Annotated in this window: 18 protein-coding genes and 1 pseudogene; 7 read left to right on the top strand and 12 right to left on the bottom strand. The window is 73.5% G+C overall.

The window, feature by feature from the left end; genetic code table 11:
• Positions 1 to 169 precede the first annotated feature (169 nt).
• Positions 170 to 748: a DUF2231 domain-containing protein gene (locus tag ABZ449_RS31140; protein WP_360352846.1), complete on the top strand. Its 579-nt coding sequence runs from the start codon at positions 170 to 172 to the stop codon at positions 746 to 748.
• A gap of 21 nt (positions 749 to 769) precedes the next feature.
• Positions 770 to 1003: pseudogene (locus ABZ449_RS31135) on the top strand (Rieske 2Fe-2S domain-containing protein); the annotation flags it as partial.
• A gap of 43 nt (positions 1004 to 1046) precedes the next feature.
• On the opposite strand, the gene ABZ449_RS31130 reads toward ABZ449_RS31135, so the two are convergent.
• The 5 genes from ABZ449_RS31130 to ABZ449_RS31110 all read right to left on the bottom strand — a co-directional run bounded on the left by ABZ449_RS31130 (position 1047) and on the right by ABZ449_RS31110 (position 7129).
• Positions 1047 to 2732, bottom strand: a complete 1686-nt coding sequence (locus ABZ449_RS31130) for a multicopper oxidase domain-containing protein (protein ID WP_360352844.1) — start codon at positions 2730 to 2732, stop codon at positions 1047 to 1049.
• An 83-nt stretch (positions 2733 to 2815) separates the two neighbouring features.
• Complete coding sequence (ugpC, locus tag ABZ449_RS31125; RefSeq protein ID WP_360352842.1) at positions 2816 to 3997, bottom strand: sn-glycerol-3-phosphate ABC transporter ATP-binding protein UgpC; 1182 nt, start codon at positions 3995 to 3997, stop codon at positions 2816 to 2818.
• 95 nt (positions 3998 to 4092) lie between these two features.
• Positions 4093 to 4926 (bottom strand): carbohydrate ABC transporter permease, encoded by an 834-nt coding sequence (locus ABZ449_RS31120; RefSeq protein WP_360352840.1) that lies wholly within the window; start codon positions 4924 to 4926, stop codon positions 4093 to 4095.
• A complete protein-coding gene (locus ABZ449_RS31115) occupies positions 4923 to 5855 on the bottom strand; it encodes a sugar ABC transporter permease (protein WP_360352838.1) in 933 nt (310 codons plus the stop codon). The genes ABZ449_RS31120 and ABZ449_RS31115 overlap by 4 nt, the downstream gene beginning before the upstream one ends.
• Positions 5852 to 7129: an ABC transporter substrate-binding protein gene (locus ABZ449_RS31110; RefSeq protein WP_360352836.1), complete on the bottom strand. Its 1278-nt coding sequence runs from the start codon at positions 7127 to 7129 to the stop codon at positions 5852 to 5854. The genes ABZ449_RS31115 and ABZ449_RS31110 overlap by 4 nt, the downstream gene beginning before the upstream one ends.
• 266 nt (positions 7130 to 7395) lie before the next feature.
• Here ABZ449_RS31110 and ABZ449_RS31105 point away from each other — a divergent pair, with 266 nt between their 5' ends.
• Positions 7396 to 8259, top strand: a complete 864-nt coding sequence (locus tag ABZ449_RS31105) for a universal stress protein (protein WP_360352834.1) — start codon at positions 7396 to 7398, stop codon at positions 8257 to 8259.
• Between the two features lie 44 nt (positions 8260 to 8303).
• The gene (locus tag ABZ449_RS31100; protein ID WP_360352832.1) at positions 8304 to 8867 is read left to right on the top strand and encodes a YbaK/EbsC family protein; all 564 of its coding nucleotides are present in this window, start codon (positions 8304 to 8306) and stop codon (positions 8865 to 8867) included.
• Positions 8868 to 8940: 73 nt separating this feature from the next.
• On the opposite strand, the gene ABZ449_RS31095 is transcribed toward ABZ449_RS31100, so the two are convergent.
• From ABZ449_RS31095 to ABZ449_RS31085, 3 genes are read right to left on the bottom strand one after another with little or no spacing between them, the layout of a single operon-like run.
• Positions 8941 to 9813: an ABC transporter ATP-binding protein gene (locus ABZ449_RS31095; RefSeq protein ID WP_360352830.1), complete on the bottom strand. Its 873-nt coding sequence runs from the start codon at positions 9811 to 9813 to the stop codon at positions 8941 to 8943.
• Positions 9810 to 10934, bottom strand: a complete 1125-nt coding sequence (locus tag ABZ449_RS31090; protein ID WP_360352829.1) for an iron ABC transporter permease — start codon at positions 10932 to 10934, stop codon at positions 9810 to 9812. The genes ABZ449_RS31095 and ABZ449_RS31090 overlap by 4 nt, the downstream gene beginning before the upstream one ends.
• 17 nt (positions 10935 to 10951) lie before the next feature.
• On the bottom strand, positions 10952 to 11950 hold the full coding sequence (locus ABZ449_RS31085) for an iron ABC transporter permease (RefSeq protein WP_360352827.1): 999 nt from the start codon (positions 11948 to 11950) through the stop codon (positions 10952 to 10954).
• Positions 11951 to 12040: 90 nt separating this feature from the next.
• Here ABZ449_RS31085 and ABZ449_RS31080 point away from each other — a divergent pair, with 90 nt between their 5' ends.
• On the top strand, positions 12041 to 13003 hold the full coding sequence (locus tag ABZ449_RS31080) for an ABC transporter substrate-binding protein (RefSeq protein WP_360352825.1): 963 nt from the start codon (positions 12041 to 12043) through the stop codon (positions 13001 to 13003).
• A gap of 239 nt (positions 13004 to 13242) precedes the next feature.
• On the opposite strand, the gene ABZ449_RS31075 is transcribed toward ABZ449_RS31080, so the two are convergent.
• On the bottom strand, positions 13243 to 13662 hold the full coding sequence (locus tag ABZ449_RS31075; protein WP_360352824.1) for a MarR family transcriptional regulator: 420 nt from the start codon (positions 13660 to 13662) through the stop codon (positions 13243 to 13245).
• Positions 13663 to 13731: 69 nt separating this feature from the next.
• Here ABZ449_RS31075 and ABZ449_RS31070 point away from each other — a divergent pair, with 69 nt between their 5' ends.
• Both ABZ449_RS31070 and ABZ449_RS31065 read left to right on the top strand, forming a co-directional pair.
• Positions 13732 to 14586: an SDR family oxidoreductase gene (locus ABZ449_RS31070; protein WP_360352822.1), complete on the top strand. Its 855-nt coding sequence runs from the start codon at positions 13732 to 13734 to the stop codon at positions 14584 to 14586.
• 280 nt (positions 14587 to 14866) lie between these two features.
• Entirely contained in the window at positions 14867 to 15898 is a 1032-nt protein-coding gene (locus ABZ449_RS31065) for a pentapeptide repeat-containing protein (protein ID WP_360352820.1), read from the top strand.
• An 82-nt stretch (positions 15899 to 15980) separates the two neighbouring features.
• Here ABZ449_RS31065 and ABZ449_RS31060 read toward each other — a convergent pair whose 3' ends face one another.
• The 3 genes from ABZ449_RS31060 to ABZ449_RS31050 all read right to left on the bottom strand — a co-directional run bounded on the left by ABZ449_RS31060 (position 15981) and on the right by ABZ449_RS31050 (position 18417).
• Positions 15981 to 16433 (bottom strand): MarR family transcriptional regulator, encoded by a 453-nt coding sequence (locus ABZ449_RS31060; protein ID WP_360352818.1) that lies wholly within the window; start codon positions 16431 to 16433, stop codon positions 15981 to 15983.
• Positions 16433 to 17896, bottom strand: coding sequence for an MFS transporter (locus ABZ449_RS31055; protein WP_360352816.1), 1464 nt, complete (start codon positions 17894 to 17896; stop codon positions 16433 to 16435). Before ABZ449_RS31055 ends, ABZ449_RS31060 begins: the two co-directional genes overlap by 1 nt.
• A 164-nt stretch (positions 17897 to 18060) precedes the next feature.
• Positions 18061 to 18417 carry a zinc ribbon domain-containing protein YjdM gene (locus tag ABZ449_RS31050; protein WP_360352815.1) on the bottom strand — a complete coding sequence of 119 codons (357 nt, stop codon included), beginning with the start codon at positions 18415 to 18417 and terminating at the stop codon, positions 18061 to 18063.
• Positions 18418 to 18737: the final 320 nt, after the last annotated feature.

The raw sequence follows: 18737 nt of genomic DNA, 5'->3' as shown, positions 1-18737 counted from the left end.
CACCAGCCGGCCGAGCGCAGCGACATCCACCATGGGCATGAGCACCTCCGCTTGTTTACGGACAGTATGCGCCGATCACACAGCGAAACCACGCCGACGATCGAGGAGCCCTCGCGGTCGGTCCGGCGCCCGGGGTTTGACGGGCCGGTGCCCGGCTAGCCGCCCTGGTATGGACATCACACCCCTGCACACCCACCAGTGGTCCCGCCGACTGCGCCGCGCACTGGACGCCCCGGAGCACTGGGACGTCCTCGACGCCCCGGCCCGTCCGCTCGCCGAGGCGGTCGAAGCCCTGCCGCTCGGGCCGTACCGCGACGCCTTGCACGGCGTGTGGCTCGGTCACCCGCTCCACCCGGCGATGGTCCAACTGCCGATCGGCTTCTGGACGTCCGCCGCCCTGTTGGACTACCTCCCGGGCGGGCGCCGGTCCGCCGACACCCTGGTGGCGGCAGGTCTGCTGACCGCCGGGCCCACGGCCCTCACCGGCTGGGTGGACTGGGCCCGGCTCGACCCGCCGCGCCGGCGCACCGGCCTGGTGCACGCGCTCTGCAACACCACCGGCGTGCTGCTGTACGGCGGCTCGTTGCTGGCCCGCTGCGAGGGGCACCGGGCCCGCGGGCGGCTGCTCGGCCTGGCCGGACTGACCGCCGTATCGGCCGGCGCAGCGCTCGGCGGGCACCTGGCCTACCGGCAGGCCGCCGACCCGGACCGGGCCGCCGCCGCACCCCGACTGGCATCGGTCGACTGAGTCGGCCTCGGCACGGTCGAGGACTTCACGCCCGGGAAGCCCGTCCACGCGACGGCCGGAGAGCCGCCCGTGGCCGTGGTGCGTGCGGACGGGCACTGCCACGTGCCGGCCGACCGCTGCACCCACCCGCCCGGGCCGACCGCTGCGCCCACCCGCCCGGGCCGCTCTCCGAAGGCCCAATCGGTGGAGGTCTGCCGGCGCTGCCCGTGGCACGGCAGCGCGTTCCGGCTGCGGGACGGCGAGGTGGTGCCCGGTCCGGCCGCGGCCGCACCCGCCGCCGGGTGGAAGGCGGGGCCGCTCACCGGCCGAGCGGGCCCGGCCGTTCCGGCTCGGCCGGCCGGCCCGGCTCGTGGGGCCGCTGCGGCTGGACGTAGTCGACCAGCTGCATCATGCCCAGGTCCTCGTGCTGGAGCTGGTGGCAGTGCAGGACGGAACGGCCGGTGAAGTCCTCGAACTTGACCAGGAGGGTGACGGTGTCGCCCGGCCTGCCGCCGGCCAGGTCCACGGTGTCCTGCCAGACCGGCGGGTCGAGCCGTCGGCCGTTGCGGTGGGTGACGAGGACGTGGTTGGTGTGCAGGTGGAAGGGGTGGTGGAAGGCCGACATGGTGTCGTCGGTGTGCAGGGTCCACCGCTCGACCGTGCCGAGTTCCAGGGTGTGGTTGACGTGCTCGGGGTCGAACAGCCCGTAGACGGGGTCGTGGGTGAGGTCGCCGCCGGGGTCGGCCGCCGGGGTCGGGTGGCTGCCGAGGACGCGGTAGGCGTGGGGGAACGGCTGGTCGAAGACGTTCGGGTCGACGTGGAAGACCACCTTGCGGTCGCCGCCGGGGTCGGTGACGTCCTTCTCGTCGAGGAACGGCTTGCCCTGCGGGAGCGTGGTCGGCAGCTCCATCGGCGGCTGTACGGCCTCGCCCGCCACCTCGATCGTCATCAGCGGGACGCGCACGCCCTTGGCCCGCAGTTCGTACGTTCCGACCTCTCCGCCCCGGACCAGCACGTCGGCGCGGTTGCCCACGGCCAGGGACACCGTCTCGGTGGCGACCGGCGCGGGGAAGGTCACGCCGTCCATCGCGATCTGATGTAGCGTCACTTTCCTTTCCCCGCCGATGACTTGGAGAGCGAGAGTGGTGAAGCCGGTCGCCGCGACCAGGCGCCAGCGCTGGACCTCGCCGGGGCGCAGCGCGAGAGTGGGGTTGACCGCGCCGTTGACGGTGAAGGTGGACGGGGTGCCGGTGAGCGAGTTGTCGGCGGTGAACTCGGGGACCTTCCCGTCCTTGAGCTTGAGTTCGTTGACGCAGACGACGAGGTCGGCGGCGGCCTTGATCTGCGGCACCTCGTCGACGTCGCCCTCGACGATGATGACCCCGGCCATCCCTCCGGCGATCTGTTCGGCGGTGGCCCCGTGCGCGTGCGGGTGGTACCAGAAGGTCCCCGCGGGGTGGCCGGGCGGGATCTCGACGGTGGTCAGGTAGCGCGGTTCCGGGGCGCCGGCCGCGGCCTCCTCGGCGGTGCGCGGCGGGAACACGCGCAGGATGTTGTCGGCGTCCCCGGAGGGCGAGACGTGCAGGCCGTGGGTGTGCAGGTTGAAGGTGTTCGGCTGGTGCGGCCGGTTGTGGCCGCCGTGGTGCGAAGCGGTCGGCGCGTCCGGCGGGTTCGGCGGCAGGCCGTTGACCTGGGTCAGCCAGAGCGCGTCCCCGGCGCGCACCCGCAGCGTCGGCCCCGGGATGGTGCCGCTGTAGGTGCGGGTGGTGACCGTCCCGTAGCCCGGGACGGCGGTGTCCGTGAACCGTACGTCGAGCGCTTGGTCGAGCACCGCCCTCGACCCGTCGGAGGCGGTGCGCGGGCTCCAGACGGCCGGCTGCGGGAAGGGCGCCGCCGCCGCCCGCGCGGGCGCGGCGAGGATCCCGTCGGAGCCCGCCACGAGGACGGCGACTGCGGGAACGGCCTTGAGCACCGATCGTCGACTGATTCCGGCATTTTCTCTCATAGCCGGGCAATCTAGGTCGACTTCCGCAGGCCTCCGGTCAGGCACACCGCAGGCCGACGAGGGGTTGGGCCTTCCGTAGCACGCTACGAACGCTCGGGGTGGGTCAGGTTGGCGCCGTCCCGGGGGTCGAAGACATGGATGCGCGCGGTGTCCACCCACAGCTCCAGCGGGCCGCCCTCGGCGGCCCGGGTGGCGGTGTTCAGCCGGGCCACCACGCGGTGCTCCCGCATGCCGGTGTCGGCCCGGCCCGAGTCGGCGGCGAGTTCGGCGAGTTCCTCGGTCGCCACCGGTCCGCCCTCCTCCGCGAAGTGGACGTAGACGTCCGAGCCGACCGACTCCCGGACCTCCACGGTCACGGTGACGGTGACCCCGCCGGTGTGCCCCTCGGTCAGGGCCGCGTCCTCGAAGTCCTCGGGGCGGATGCCGACGATCAGTTCGCGCGGCGCGTCCGCGCGCTCCAGGGCGCGCCGGGTGCGGTCGTCCAGCGGCAGGTCCCCCAACGAGGTGCGCAGGGCGCCCTGCTCCAGCGCGGCGCCGAGGAAGTTCATCCCGGGCGAGCCGATGAACCCGGCGACGAAGAGGTTCACCGGCTCGTCGTACAGCTGCTGCGGCGAGCCGACCTGCTGGACGACGCCGGAGCGCATCACCACCACCCGGTCGCCGAGCGTCATCGCCTCGACCTGGTCGTGGGTGACGTAGACGGTGGTGGTGCCCAGCCGGCGCTGGAGGGCGGCGATCTGGGTGCGCATCTGCACCCGGAGCTTGGCGTCCAGGTTGGACAGCGGCTCGTCCATCAGGAAGACCTTGGGGTCGCGGACGATCGCCCGGCCCATCGCGACCCGCTGGCGCTGCCCGCCGGAGAGGTTGGCGGGCTTGCGGTCGAGGTGCCGGGTGAGGTCCAGGATGCGGGCGGCCTCCTCGACCTTGGCGGCGATGGTCGCCTTGTCCACCTTGGCCAGGCGCAGCGCGAAGCCCATGTTGTCGCGCACGCTCATGTGCGGGTAGAGGGCGTAGCTCTGGAACACCATCGCGATGTCCCGGTCCTTGGGCGCGCGGTCGTTGACCACCTCCCCGGCGATCCGCAGGGTGCCCTCGGTGATGTCCTCCAGCCCGGCGATCATGTTGAGCGTGGTGGACTTGCCGCAGCCGGAGGGGCCGACCAGGATCACGAACTCGCCGTCGGCGATGGTGAGGTCGACGTCGCGCACGGCGAGGGCGCCGTCCGGGTAGCGCTTGGTGATGCCGTCGAGGACGATCTCGGCCACGATCCGCCTTCCTGGTCCGCCGGGTGGGGCGGGCTCAACCTCGGGTGCTCGGTGCGGGAACTCGGATGCTCGATGCGGGAACTCGGCGGGGGCCCTCACCCCTTGACGGCGCCGGCGGTGAGCCCGGCGACGATGCGCCGCTGGAACAGCAGCACGAAGATCACGATCGGGATCGTGATGATCACGGCGGCGGCCGCGATCGAGCCGGTCGGCTGCTCGAACTGGGAGCTCCCGGTGAAGAAGGCGATCGCCGCCGGAACCGTCCGGGCCGAGGTGGTGGAGGTCAGCGAGATCGCGAACAGGAAGTCGTTCCAGCAGAAGATGAAGACCAGGATGCCGGTGGTGAACACGCCCGGTGCCGCCAGCGGCGCGATGACCAGCCGGAACGCCTGCCAGGGCGTGGCGCCGTCCACCTTGGCCGCCTTCTCCAGGTCCCAGGGGATCTCCCGGAAGAACGCCGAGAGCGTGTAGATCGCCAGCGGCAGCGAGAAGGTCATGTACGGGATGATCAGCCCGGCCCAGGTGTCGAACAGGCCGAGCGCCCGCTCGATGTCGAACAGCGGCGAGACCAGCGAGATCGGCGGGAACATCGCGATCAGCAGGGAGACCCCGATCAGCAGCCGCTTGCCGGGGAAGCGCAGCCGGGCCACCGCGTACGCGGCCATGGTGCCGAGCACGACGGCGATGGTGGTGGCGATCACCGCGATGCCGATCGAGTTGACCAGGGCGCGGGTGAACTCGGAGGTCTCGAAGATGCCGCGGTAGTTGGCCAGGGTCCACTGGCGGGGCACGAAGTCGCCGTCGGAGAGGGTGCTCGGGTCCTTGAAGGAGAGCGCCACGATCCACCACACCGGGAAGAGCGCGTAGAGCACGACCACCAGGTTGGCGATGCCCCAGCCGGTGAGGCTCCGGGTGTGCCGGCTGCTCATCGGTGCTCCGGTTCCGCGCCGGGCGTGGCCGCGCCGAACAGCTTGACGAAGGCCAGCGCGATCAGGGCCACGCAGACGAAGATCAGCACCGAGATCGCCGAGCCGATGCCCAGGTTGAGCGCGGTGAAGAGGTTGTCGTAGCCGAGGATCGACACCGAGCCGGTGCCGTTGGAACCGCCGGTCAGCACGTAGATGTTGTCGAAGATCCGGAAGGCGTCCAGGGTGCGGAAGAGCAGGGCGACCAGGATCGCCGGCTTCATCAGCGGCAGGATCACCAGCCGCAGCCGCTGCCCGAAGCTCGCGCCGTCCACCATCGCCGCCCGGACCGTCTCGTCCGGGACGAGGGCCAGGCCGGCGAGCAGCAGCAGCGCCATGAACGGGGTGGTCTTCCACACCTCCGCGAGGATGATCAGACCGATGGCCGGCCACTGCTCCGTCAGCGGGGCGCTGCCCTCCGGCAGCAGGGCTGCCAGGTAGCCGGTGCCCGGGGTCCAGGCGTACTGCCAGGAGTAGGCCGCCACCACGGTGACGATCCCGTACGGCACCAGGACCGCCGTGCGCACCGTGCCGCGCCCGAAGATCGTGCGGTGCATCACCAGCGCGAGCGCCAGGCCGAGCACCAGCTCGACGGCCACCGACACCACGGTGATCAGCACCGTGACGCCGAGCGCCTGCCACCAGAACGACGAGGTCAGCACCGCACCGTAGTTGGCGAGCCCGACCCAGTGCGCCTGGTCCGGGAAGCGCAGGTCGTAGCGCTGCAGGGACAGGTAGACGGCGTAGCCGATCGGGTAGGCGGTGACGGCGAGCATCACGATCACCGCGGGGGCGCAGAGCAGCAGGCCCAGCCGGCGTTCCTGGCGGGCCCCGCGCGAGGGCCCGGCCGCTTTCGGTACGGCCGCGGCGGCGGCCTCGGTGGACGGTGTCACGGGATCAGCCCCTTCGAGCCGAGGGCGTCCTCGATCTGCCCGCGGAGGTCGGCCACGTCCTTCTCCGGGTGGATGTCGGCGGGCGGGGAGAGGGTGTGCGAGATGGCGATCGAGACGTTCTGGTAGGCCGGGGTCTGCGGGCGCACGCTGGCGGAGTCGAGGGCGGCCAGCACGTCGGCCGCGAACGGGTAGCTGGTGGTGAGCTCGGCCGTCTCGTACAGGCTGCGCAGCGAGGGCGGCAGGCCGCCCTTCAGCGCGTTGGTGAGCTGGTTGTCCCGGTCGCGCAGGCAGAGGGTGGCCTCGGCGGCGAGGTCGGGGTGCCGGCTGTAGGAGCCCACCGCGAGGTCGATCCCGCCGATGGTCACGCTGGCGGGGCGGTCGGCGCTCACCGCGGGGTACGGCGCCCAGCGGAAGTGCGGGAACAGCTCCGGCTGGTTGGCCTTCATCGAGGGGTAGACGAAGGGGTAGTTGAGCTCGAAGGCGGCCGTCCCGGACTCCATCGCGAGCCGGTTCTGGTCCTCCATCTGGTTCGGCAGCGAGGGGTCGGCGGCCACGGACGTCGCCAGGTCGTGCATCACCCCGGCGGCCGTGACGGCGGGCGCCCCGAGCGAGGGCGCCTGCGCGTCGGGGGTGAGGATCGTGCCGCCCGCGCTGGTGACCAGGGTGTTGAACCAGACCGTCAGCCCCTCGTACTGGGCGCCCTGGATCTCCACGAAGTGCGGCTTGCCCTGGTCGGCCAGTTCCTGCGCCCGGGAGAGCATCTCCGCCCAGGTCCTCGGCGGGGTCGGCACCAGGTCGTCGCGGTACCAGAGCAGCTGGGTGTTGGAGTTGTACGGCACGGCGTACAGCCGGTCCCGCCAGGTCGCGGTGCGCACCGCCGCGTCGAGGGTGTCGGTGGTGGCCCGCTCGCGCATCTCCCCGGTCCACTCGCGGATCCAGCCGGCCTCGGCGAACTCGGCGGGCCAGGTGACGTCCAGGCCCAGGACGTCCACGTCGGCGTCGTGCGCCGCCATCCGGCGCACCAGCTGCTGGCGCTGGCCGTCGGCGCCGCGGGGCAGCTTGTTGTAGTGGATCGTGTAGCGGCCGCCGGACTGCTGCCCGCAGCGGTCGGCGGCCTGCTGGAGGGCGCCCGAGTCGTCCGGGAAGTTGTACCAGTTCAGGGTGACCGGGCCGGTGCTCCCGCCGTCACCGCAGCCCACCAGGGCGGAGGCGAGCACGGCCAGTCCGGCGGCGGCGCTCGCCCACCGCGAGCGGAAATCGGGGACGCTCGGCATCGTTCTCCCGCGCTGGGACGGACCGGTCCGGCCGACCCTAGCCGGGCTCCCCCGCCGGTCCCGGGCGTTGCCGCGCCGCGGGCCGGGCGACCAGCCGGACGGCCGAACCGGGCCCGGGCCCGGCCCCGGGAGGCGCCGGCCGGGGGCGGACGTGGGCGGAGGCACGGGCCGGTACCCGGCTGCCGGGAGGCGCCGGCCGGGGCCCGCGCGGATACTGGGCGCACACGCAGAGACCGCCGGCCGCACCGGAACCCGAGGAGCACGCCGTGACCGGACCCGTCGCCGCCGGACCCGTCGTCGTGGGATTCGACGGCTCACCCGAGAGCCTGGCCGCCGCCGCCTGGGCCGCCCGCGAGGCCCAGCGCCGCGGCCTGCGTCTGGACGTCCTCCAGGCCTGGCCCCGGCCGAAGCACCTCGCGCCCGGGAGCGAGCCGGGCGATCACCGCGCGCTGGCGCAACTCGCCGAACACGAGGGCGAGTTGCGCGCCCTCGCGCCCGAGGTGACGGTCGCCGCCACCTCCGTGGCCGGCGACCCCGTCGAGGCGCTGGAGGCCGCCGGGCACACGGCCGCCGTGCTGGTGCTCGGCTCGCGCGGGCTGAGCACCCTGCGCGGCTTCCTGGTCGGCTCGGTGAGCCAGGAGGTGCTGCGGCGGGCCGCCTGCCCCGTCGTGCTGATCCGGGCCGACGGGGACGAACCGGACGGCGCGGTGACGGTCGGCCTCGACCTGGCGCACCCGGCGGACGCGGTGCTGGCCTTCGCCTTCGAGGCCGCCGCGCTCCGCTCGGCGCCCCTGCGCGTCATCCACGTCTGGTCCCCGCCGGCCGGCAGCGAGTACATGTCCTACGGGGCGATCGGCGGACTGGAGCGCGAGGTCTCGGCCGTCGAGGACAGCGGGCTGGCGCGGGCCCTGGAGCCCTGGCGGACCCGGTACCCCGAGGTGGAGGTGACCACCGAACTGATCCGCGGCAAGCCCTCCGTCGACCTGGTGGACGCCACCGCGACGGCCCGGCTGCTGGTCGTCGGCCGCCGGATCCGGCACCTGCCGCTGCGCCACCACCACATCGGCCCGGTGGCGCACGCCGCGATCCACCACGTGCACTGCCCGGTCGCCGTCGTCCCGTACGGCTGACCGGGTGGCCCGGCAGACCGGGGCGGGCCGTAAGCTCCGGTGCCATGACCGAGACCGTGCGCCCGCCCTTCGGGAACTTCGCCTCCGCCGTGGCCGCGCTGGAAGCCGGCGCGGAGCTCACCGCGCCCGTCGCCGACGCGCTGAGGAACTGGGCCGAGCGGGAGGCGGCCGCCTCGGTGCTCTACGTGGACAGCGACCCGGAGACGGCGGACACCGCCGTGTTCTGCGCGGCCTACGACACTCCGCCGGAGCTCTCCGCGAACTGTGTGGTGGTCGCCGCCAAGCGCGCCGGGGAGGTGACCCTGGCCGCGTGCCTGGCCCTCGCCACCACGCGGGTGGACGTGAACAAGACGGTGCGCACCCACCTGGGGGCGCGCAAGGCGTCCTTCGCGCCGATGGACACCGCGGTCGAGCTGACCGGCATGGAGTACGGCGGCGTCACCCCCGTCGGCCTGCCCGGCGACTGGCCGCTGCTGATCGACGAGGCGGTGGCCGCGGCCCCGTACGTGCTGGTCGGCAGCGGGCGGCGCCGGGGCAAGCTCATCCTGCCCGGGTGGGCGTTGGCGAAGCTGCCGGGCGCCGAGGTGCTGCCGGGCCTGGCCGGCTGACCGGCCGACCGGCCCGGCGGCTCTGCGCCGCTCTGCCCTCTGCCCGTCTGCCCCTGTGCCCTGTGCCCCTGGGTCAGCGGGCCCTGGGGGCGAGGCCGACCGGGCAGACCACCGGGGTGCCGTGCACCGGGTCGGTGAGGATCACGCTCTCCACCCCGTACAGGTCGCGCACCAGCTCCGGGGTGACGATGTCGCGCGGGGCGCCCTGGGCGGCCACCCGGCCGTCGCGCATGGCCACCATGTGGTCGGCGTAGCGGCAGGCGGTGCTGAGGTCGTGCAGGACGAGGACGACGGTGCGCCCGCGCCCGGTCAGGCCGCGCACCATCTCCAGCACCTCCAGGGCGTGGCCCATGTCCAGCGCCGAGGTGGGTTCGTCCAGCATCAGGATGTCGGTGTCCTGGGCGACGGCCATGGCGATCCAGGCGCGCTGACGCTGTCCGCCGGAGAGGGTGTCCAGCGGACGGTCCGCCAGTTCGTGCAGGTCGGCGGCGGCGAGCGCGTGCTCGACCGCCTCCGCGTCGGCGGCGGACCACTGCCGCAGCAGGCCCTGGTGCGGCTGGCGGCCGTAGCGGACCAGGTCACGGACGGTCAGCCCGTCCGGGGCGGTGGCGGACTGCGGCAGCAGGCCGATGATCCGGGCGATCGCGCGGGTGGACAGCGAGGTCAGCGGCCTGCCGTCGAGCAGCACGGCGCCGGAGCGCGGGGCGATGGTCCGCGCCAGGCCGCCGAGCAGGGTGGACTTGCCGCAGCCGTTCGGGCCGACGATGACGGTGACCTGCCGCTGCGGCAGTTCGAGGTCCAGCTCGCGGACCACGATGGTGCGGTCGTGGCCGAGGCTGAGCCCGCTGGTCGCCAGCCGGGGCGCTCCGGCGGCGGTCCCGTCGGCCGCGGCGGCGGTCCCCGCAGTCGCAGCGGTGGTCGCGGTGGTCGCGGTGCGGGCGGTCATGCGGTCCTCCGGGGGCGGGTGGTGAGCAGCAGCCAGAGCAGGTACGGGCCGCCCACGACGGCGGTGACCAGGCCGGCCGGCACCTCGATCGGCGACAGGGCGGTGCGGCCGATCAGGTCGGCGAGCAGGGTGAAGGCGGCTCCGGCGGCGGCCGAGGTGAGCACCGGCACGCAGCGCGGTCCGGCGATCCGGCGGGCGGCCTCGGGCGCGGCGAGCGCGATCATGCCGAGCGGTCCGGCGACGGCCACCGCCAGGCCCGCGCAGACCACGGCGACCACCAGGACGCCGGCCCGCAGGCCGCGCACCCGTACGCCCAGCCCGGTGGCGACGGCGTCGGAGAAGCGCAGCAGCGACAGCCGGCGGCCGAGCAGCACGGCGGCGGGCAGGCAGACCAGCAGGCCGAGCCCGAGGTGGCCGACGGCGTCGGCGTCCCGGCTGTTGAGGGTGCCGACCGTCCAGGCGTAGGAGGAGTTGGCGGCGTCGATGGCGGCGCGGGAGAGCATCAGATTGGTCACCGCGCCGAAGACCGCGCCGACGCCGAGGCCGACGACCAGGAAGCGGTAGCCGTTGCGGCCGGCCCCGCCGCCGAGGGCGAAGGCGAGCGAGGCGGCGGTGGCGGCGCCCACCAGGGCGGCGGCGGAGGGCAGCAGCTGGGTGGCGACGCCGGTGACGGAGGCGACGGCGAAGGCGGTGGCGCCCTCGTTGAAGCCGACGGTGTCCGGGGTGGCCAGCCGGTTCTGGGCGAGGGTCTGCATCAGGCAGCCCGCGACGCCGAGGGCGGCGCCGACGGCCAGTGCGGCCTCGGCGCGGGGCAGCCGCAGCTTCTCCACCAGCAGCACGTCGCGCGCGGTGCCGTCGCCGAAGGCGGCGCGCAGGGCGGTCACCGGATCGAGGTCGGTCTCGCCGACGGCCAGGCAGACGGCGGTCACCGCGAGGAGAACGAGCAGCAGGGCGGTGCAGCCGAGCAGCGGCCGGACCGGGACGAGCACCGAGCGGCCGCCCAGGGCGAGCAGCCGGGTGCCGGGCGGGGTCGGCCGGCGGGCACCGGGCGTACTCGGCGGCCGGGTCCCGGCCGACGGCGTGTCAGGGCTCGCGGGGTTCTTCACGGCGTCGGCTTTCACGGTCTTCACGGTGGGGGTCACAGCGCGGGCATCCGGTGCGAGCGGACGACGGCGACCAGGACGGGGGCGCCGCACAGGGCGGTCATCACGCCGAGCGGCAGCTCGTACGGGCGGGCGACCAGCCGGGAGGCCACGTCGGCGAGCAGCACGACGGCGGGCCCCAGCAGGGCGGAGACCAGGAGCAGCCGGCGCAGGTCCGGGCCGACCAGGGCCCGGGCGGCGAAGGGCACCACCAGGCCGACGAAGGAGACCGGTCCGGCGATCGCGGTGGCGGCGCCGACCAGCAGGGCGACGGCGGTCACCGCGAGGGCGCGGGCCCGTCGGGGCCTGTGGCCGAGCCCGGTGGCGACGTCGTCGCCGAGGCTGAGCGCGGTCAGCGCCGGGCCGGAGAGCAGGGCCAGGACCAGGCCGAGCAGCAACACCGGCAGCACGGCCAGCAGTTGGTCGGTGCCGCGGCCGGCGACCGAGCCGATGGTCCAGAACCGGATCTCGTCGGCGGCCCGGGCGTCGGCCAGCAGCAGCACGGAGGAGCCGGCGTTCATCAGCCCGCTCAGTGCCGCCCCGGCGAGCACCAGCCGGACGGGGTCGTCGCCGGTGCCGCGCAGCCGGGCCGCGCCGAGCGCGAGCAGGCAGCCGGCGGCGGCACCCAGCACGGCGACGTACGGGCCGACGCCGGCGGCACTGGCGCCGAGCACGATCGCGATCACGACGGCGAAGGAGGCGCCGGTGCTGACGCCGAGCAGGCCGGGCTCGGCCAGCGGGTTGCGGGCGGCGGCCTGGAGCACGGTGCCGGCCACGCCGAGCGCGAGCCCGACCGCGAGGGCCACGGCGGTGCGCGGGGCGCGCAGATGGAAGACGGTGAACCGGGAGTCGGAGTCGCCGTCACCGAGCAGGGTGGCGAGGGCCCGTGACGGCCCCACGTCGCCCGCGCCGAGCAGCAGGCTCGCCAGGACGGCGGCCAGCAGTATCGCGCCGGCGGGCAGCAGTCCGCGCAGCAGAAGTGATCGGGATGTCACACCGGGCCTCCCCGTCAGAGCCTTAAGTATGGTTAGGCTAACCTCAGAAAAACGGTTCGTCCGTAAACTACCATTACTCGGAGAACACCCATGCTTGGCACCCGCTTTACCAGGACCCTGCTCGGCGCGGCCGTCGTCGGCGCCCTCTCCCTGGGGCTGACCGCGTGCGGCTCCTCGGGTTCCGGCAGCTCCGCGGGTGACGCCGGCTCCCCGTCCACCGCCGCCGCGAAGGACGGCAAGCGCAGCATCGACACCGCCTTCGGCGCCGTGGAGGTCCCGGCCGCCGCCAAGCGGGTCGTCGCGCTGAACGACACCTCGCTCGACACCGCCCTCTCACTCGGCGTCACCCCGGTGGGCACCAGCTCCAGCCGCGGCGGCACCACCGCCCCCGCCTACCTGAAGGCCGACGCCATCCCGCTGGTCGCCACGGTCAAGGAGCCCAACATCGAGGCCATCCTGAAGGCCGGCCCCGACCTCATCCTGGCCTCCTCCGGCATCGAGAAGTCCCAGTACGAGAAGCTCTCCGCGGTGGCCCCGACCATCGTCCCCAAGGCCGGCGACTGGCGCTCGGTGCTCGCCGTGTACGGCGACGCGCTCGGCCACAAGGACGACCTGACCGCCAAGCTGGACACGCTGGACAAGCGCGCCGCCAAGGCCGGCGAGGGCAAGACCGGCAGCGCCGTCGTGATGCGCTGGATGCCCAACGGGCCGATCGTGATGAACACCACCAACATGCCCGGCGACCTGCTGAAGAAGGCCGGCGCCGGCACCATGCCGATCGCCGACGGCCTGGGCGCCCAGCCCCACTCGGACCCGCTGTCCCTGGAGAACCTCAACAAGGCCGACGCCGACCGGGTGTTCGTCGCCACCCTGAACGCCGAGGGCGAGAAGGCCCTGGAGACCGCCCGCAAGCAGGAGGCCTTCACCCGCCTCAAGGCCGTCGGCACCGACCGGGTCACGGGCGTCGACGGCCAGGTGTGGAGCAGCAGCTCCGGCCCGATCGCGGCGGAGAAGGTCGTCGAGGACATCGAGAAGGCCTTCGCCGCGAAGTAGCCACACCGGCCGCGGGGAATCCCCCCCCCCCCGAGGAAATTGAAGGGCCGTCACCGGAGCGGATCCGGCGACGGCCCTTCCGGCCGTCTCGGCCGCCCCGGATACCCCGGGCCCCGGGGGCCCCGGACGCCCGGCCGCGGCGGCCCGGAGTCAACACCCAGGAGGGCGGATGACCTCCGACCCCGGGTTCCAACCGCGGCGAAGGCTCCAGCCCCCGGACCACGGCCCGGGGCCGCCGGTCATGCCTCCAGGACCAGCCGCAGGAGTTCGCGCAGCGACTCGCGCTGATCGACGTCGAGCCGGGCCAGCGGGTCGCCGGCGAAGGGCATGCGGGCCCGCAGGTCGGTGACGACCTCGCGGCCGGCGGCGGTGGCGGCGACGCGCTTGACCCGGCGGTCGGCGGGGTCGACGCTGCGCTCGACCAGGCCGCGGGACTCCAGGCGGTCGACGATCACCGTCACGTTGGACGGCTCCGCGCGCAGCCGCTCGGCGATCCGGCGCGTCGGGACCGGGGCCTCGGCGGCGAGCAGCGCCTTGGCCTGCAGCGCGGTCAGGTCGTGGACCGCCGCGGCCGCCTCGGACTCCCGGCCGTAGCGGCGGTTGATGGCCGCGAAGAGTCCGACGATCTCCTGGGTGAGGTCATCCGATGGGAGGGACATGGCCACCAGGGTATCCAGGTGCTTGACAAGGTGAAATGTCAGGCCACATAGTTATGAATCATAGTGGTTATGATCCATAAACATATGGAGTTCGACGAGATGAGCGACAAGACCGTCCTGATCACCGGCACCTCCTCCGGCATCGGCCTGGCCACCGCCGTCGCCGCTGCCCGCGGCGGCTGGCACGTGATCGCCACCATGCGGAACACCGCCAAGGCCGGCCCGCTGCTGGCGGCCGCGGAGGAGGCCGGGGTCACCGTCGACGTCCGGACGCTGGACGTCACCGACCCGGCGTCGGTCGAGGCCTGCCTGGCCGGCCTCGACCGGCTGGACGCGCTGGTCAACAACGCCGGCGCCGGCCACATCGGCACCCTGGAGCAGGAGAGCGTGGACGACGTCCGCGCCGTCATGGAGGTCAACTTCTTCGGGGTGCTGCACGTCACCAAGGCCGCCCTGCCCCTGCTGCGGGCGAGCAAGGGCCGCGTGCTGACCGTGACCAGCGTCGGCGGCGTGGTCGGCCAGCCCTTCAACGAGGCGTACTGCGCCGCCAAGTTCGCGGTGGAGGGCTACATGGAGTCCCTCGCCCCGGTCGCGGCCACCGCCGGGGTGTCCGTCAGCGTCGTCGAGCCGGGGGCGGTGGCCAGCGAGTTCGTCAGCAACGTGGGCCTGACGGACGACGCGGCCGAGCAGGCCGGGCCGTACGCCCCGGCGCTGGCCGCCTACCTGGACCGCACCCGCGGCGCCTTCGCCAACGCCCAGACGGCCGAGGACGTGGCCGCCGGAATCCTCGACCTCCTCACCGCCGAGCGCCCCGCCTTCCGAACGCTCACCTCCGACACCGCCCGCGCCTTCGCCGGGGTCAAGCTCAAGGACCTCGACGGCTCGGCCGTGCAGGCCCTGACCGCCGGCTGGGTCACCCGGTGATCACCGCCGCAGGGGGCCCGCGAGTGGCACGGTAGCCGGGCGAGCTCCGCAGAGGTACGCCCGCCCAGCACCCCTCGGAGCGAGCCAGGCTTCAACCACGTTCCCGTCACGGCGAGTTGATTCGCCCGGCCATGGGGCGGAATCGCTGGCGGGCTCCGTCACCGGTGTGCTGAGATGTTCGGCCATGGGGAACCGCAGCAGCCTGTTCCACCGTGTCCACCGAGCGGCACGGCAGGCCAGGATCCGAAGAGCGGGCCGGGCGGCTGCGGGGGTGCTCGCCGTGCTCGCGGTGTTCGCGTGTCTGACGCTGATCCTCGGGCCGTTCACCTGGCGCGTCGCCGGCGCCTCGGTGCACCGGCTGACCGGTAAGGAGCAGGCCGACGCACTCAACACCGTGCGTCAGACCGTGCTGGCGGCCTTCGCCGGGACGGCGGCGCTGGGCGGACTCGGGTTCAGCATCCGTACCTTCTACCTCTCGCGCCGCGGCCAGGTGACGGACCGGTTCAGCAAGGCCATCGGACTGCTGGCGTCCGACAACCTGGAGGAACGCCTCGGGGGGATCTACGCGCTCGAGCACATCATGCACGAGTCGCCCCGCGACCATTCCACGGTGCTGGAGGTGCTGTGCGTCTTCGTGCGCACCAGGGCGCCGCGGGATCCGGCCGGCGAGCCGAACACCACCGGCACGGGCCGGCGCCGACGACGACGGCCCTCCGCACCGCCTCCCGAACCGCCGCCGGACGTCGATGCCGTCCTGACCGTCCTGGCCCGCCGACCGAACCGACCGGAGCCCAACCGGCCGGATCTGCGCCACACCGGCCTCGTGGGCCTGAGTCTGCGCGTGCACGACTTCACCGCCCGTCCGCGGCTGACCCGGGCCTTCCTCACCTTCTCCGACCTGCGCCGGGCTGATCTGCGGGGCCTGGACCTGACGCAGACCATCCTCAACCGAGCCGATCTGAGGAACGCCATGATGCATCAGACAGACCTGTCCCGGGCCGGCCTGATGCGAGCGGACCTACGCGGAGCGGCACTGTCGGGCGCCGTCCTGACGGAGTGCGACCTGTCCGGCGCCGATCTGCGCGACGCCACCGGGCTGAGCGCGCGACAGCTGTCCGCAGCCGTCCTCGACTCGGCCACGAAGCTGCCGGTCGGCCTTCAGAGCGATCCCTGGGTGGAGGCCCGGCTCGCCGTCTGCCTCGACTGGCACGCCCGCGTCGCACGGGAGGGGTACGTCGTCCCGGCCCCGGCGCCCACCCCCGCCCCAGCGGCCGCGGCCGGAAACGACGGCCGGCAGGAGTCCTCCACCTGACGCGCGGTCGCGCCGCCGCGCCCCGTTCTCCGGGAGCGCCGCCGGCGACGCACCACGGCCCGCCGAGGACAGGACGAGCGCCTCAGTCCAGGAGCTTCGCCACCACCCGGTCGAGCTCGCGGAGGTCCTCCGGCGGCAGCGCGAGCAGCGCGTCCGGCGGGGTGGTGAGGATCCCGGTGGCGAGCGCGGCCTTCGCCTCACCCTCCTCGGTGAGGTGGACCAGCTTGGAGCGCCGGTCGGCCGGGTTGGTGATGCGTTCGGCGAGACCGCGCCGCACCAGGTCGTCCACGATGACGGTGGTGTACGGCGGGTCGGCGGTCAGCCGCTCGGCCAACTCCCGCAGGGTGATCGGGCCGGCGGCGAGCCGGCGCAGCGCCCTGACCCGGCTGAAGCTCATGCCGAGGGCGTCGGCGACGGTCTTGCGGCGGTCGTGGCGCTCCAGCACGAGCGCGTACATCCCCTGCCAGACCCGGGCCGCCGTCGCGGCGTCCGTCCCGCTCGCCTCCGGGTGCCCACCGGTGTCGAGGCGCTCCATCAGGCGTCCACCGTCTCCTTCGTCTCCGCGATTCCCTCGGCCACCTCCTCGGCGGCGAGTCGCTGCGCCGCGCGCTCAGCCGTCGCCCGGGCCCAGCGGCCGGAAGTGAGCGTACCCGTGACCAGCACGGCGGCCCCGCAGCCGGCGATGATCCACCACGCCGTCCGGGCCGCGCCGGTGAAGGCCGCCGGGTCCACCAGGGCGCTGCCGGCCATCAGGGCGCCGGTCACCGCGACGCCCAGGGACTGGCCGACCTGCCTGCTGGTGGAGGCCACGGCCGCCGCCACCCCGGCCTGCGAGCGGGGCATCCCGGAGACGGCGGTGTTGGTGATGGGCGCGTTGACCAGGCCGAAGCCGGTGCCGAAGAGCAGGAAGGCGAGGACCAGCAGCCCGGTCGGCAGGTGCTCGGAGTAGCCGACCGCCTGGAGCACGGCGCTCGCGGTCAGTGCCGAGCCGGCCAGCAGCAGCGGCGTGCGCGGCCCCCGGGTGGCCACCATCCGGCCGGACAGCGGCGCGGTGAGCAGCGACATGACCGCCATCGGCAGCATGAACAGTCCGGCGTGCAGCGGGTCGAGGCCGCGGACGTCCTGGAGGTACAGGGAGCTGAGGAACAGGAAGCCGCCGAGGCCGGCGAAGGCGGCGACCGCGATCACGGTGGCGCCGGAGAAGGGCGCGGAGCGGAAGAACCGCAGGTCGATCAGCGGGTCGGTGCGCCGCGGTTCGTACCACAGCAGGCCCAGCAGCGCGCCCAGCGCGGCCGCGGCGCAGCCGAGCACCACGGGCGAGGTCCACCCGAGCTCCGGCGACTCGATGATCGCGTAGGTGAGGGCGGAGAGCAGCACGACGACCAGCAGCTGGCCGACCGGGTCCACCCGGCGGGTGCGGGCCGCCCGCGACTCCGGCACGTAGCGGGTGGTGAGGAAGAGGGCGGCCAGGCCGATCGGGACGTTGATCCAGAAGATCGCCCGCCAGCCGGCCGACTCCACCAGTGCCCCGCCGATGATCGGCCCGGCGGCCATGCTGATGCCCACCACGCCGCTCCAGACGCCGATCGCCCGGGCGCGCTGCCGGGAGTCGGTGAAGGTGTTGCTGATGATCGACATGGCGACGGGGTTGAGCATCGATCCGCCGACCGCCTGGAGCATCCGCGCGGCGATCAGCCAGCCGAGCCCGGGGGCCAGGCTGCACAGCAGGGAGGCGGCGGTGAACACCACCAGTCCGATCCGGAACACCCGGCGGCGGCCGATCCGGTCGGCGGTCGAGCCGGAGAGCATCAGCAGGCTCGCCAGCACCAGGGTGTAGGCGTCGACGGTCCACTGCAGACCGGACACCGTGGTGTCCAGGTCGCGCCGGACGGCGGGCAGGGCCACGTTCAGGATGGTGTTGTCGAGGCTGACGATCAGCAGGCTCATACAGCAGATGGCGAGCACGAGCCATGGCCGCGGTCGAGCGGCATCGGGCATGACGAACGCTCCAGGTTTATTTGTGTTGTTGTAATTATTGTGAGCATACAACTAACTCGGCCGATGGCTCCACCCTCCTCCGACCTCCTTCCGGCTCCGGACGACGAAACGGCCGCGCCCCGCCGAGGAGATCGGCGGGGCGCGGCCGTTCGGGACCGCGGGGGTCAGGCCTTCTTGACCACGCTGGACTTGAGCTGCATGGCACCGAAGCCCTCGATGCGGCAGTCGATGTCGTGCCCGTCGACGCCGTCCACCAGGCGGATGTTGCGGACCTTGGTGCCGGCCTTGATGCCGGAGACGCTGCCCTTGACCTTCAGCGCCTTGACCACCGTCACGGTGTCGCCGTCGCTCAGCACGTTGCCGACGGCGTCCTTGATCACGCGCTCACCGGCCGGCGCGCCGGCCTGCTCCGCACCGCCGGGCACCCACTCGTGGGCGCACTCAGGGCAGACCATGAGGGCGTTCATCTCGTAGGTGTACTCGCTGGAGCACTGCGGGCACGGGGGAAGGTTGTCGCTCATGTGTTCAGGATATCCAGGTGTTCGAAGGCGATCTGCGGACGAATGAGGAGGTCGGCGGGGGTTCCGGTACCGGTCGGCCACCGCTTCCGGCGGATGCGGGGTGGGCTCATGCCGCGCCCTCCCACGAGCGGCCGGCCGCCGGCCGGTGTTCGCCGATCGCCACGGCCACGACCGCCCCCTCCTGCGTCCGACGGTGGCACCCGGACCCGCCTCGTACCGGTCCAACGGCACGCCAGCATGTATGAACTTGAAGAGTTTTTCAAATCACTTGTTTCGCATGCAGCGGATCCCCATGGTAGTGGTCTCCCGCCGTCGAAGCG

The sequence above is a fragment of the Kitasatospora sp. NPDC005856 genome (genome assembly GCF_040629945.1).
GTDB lineage: Bacteria > Actinomycetota > Actinomycetes > Streptomycetales > Streptomycetaceae > Kitasatospora.
This window is presented reverse-complemented; position numbering and strand designations above follow the sequence as displayed.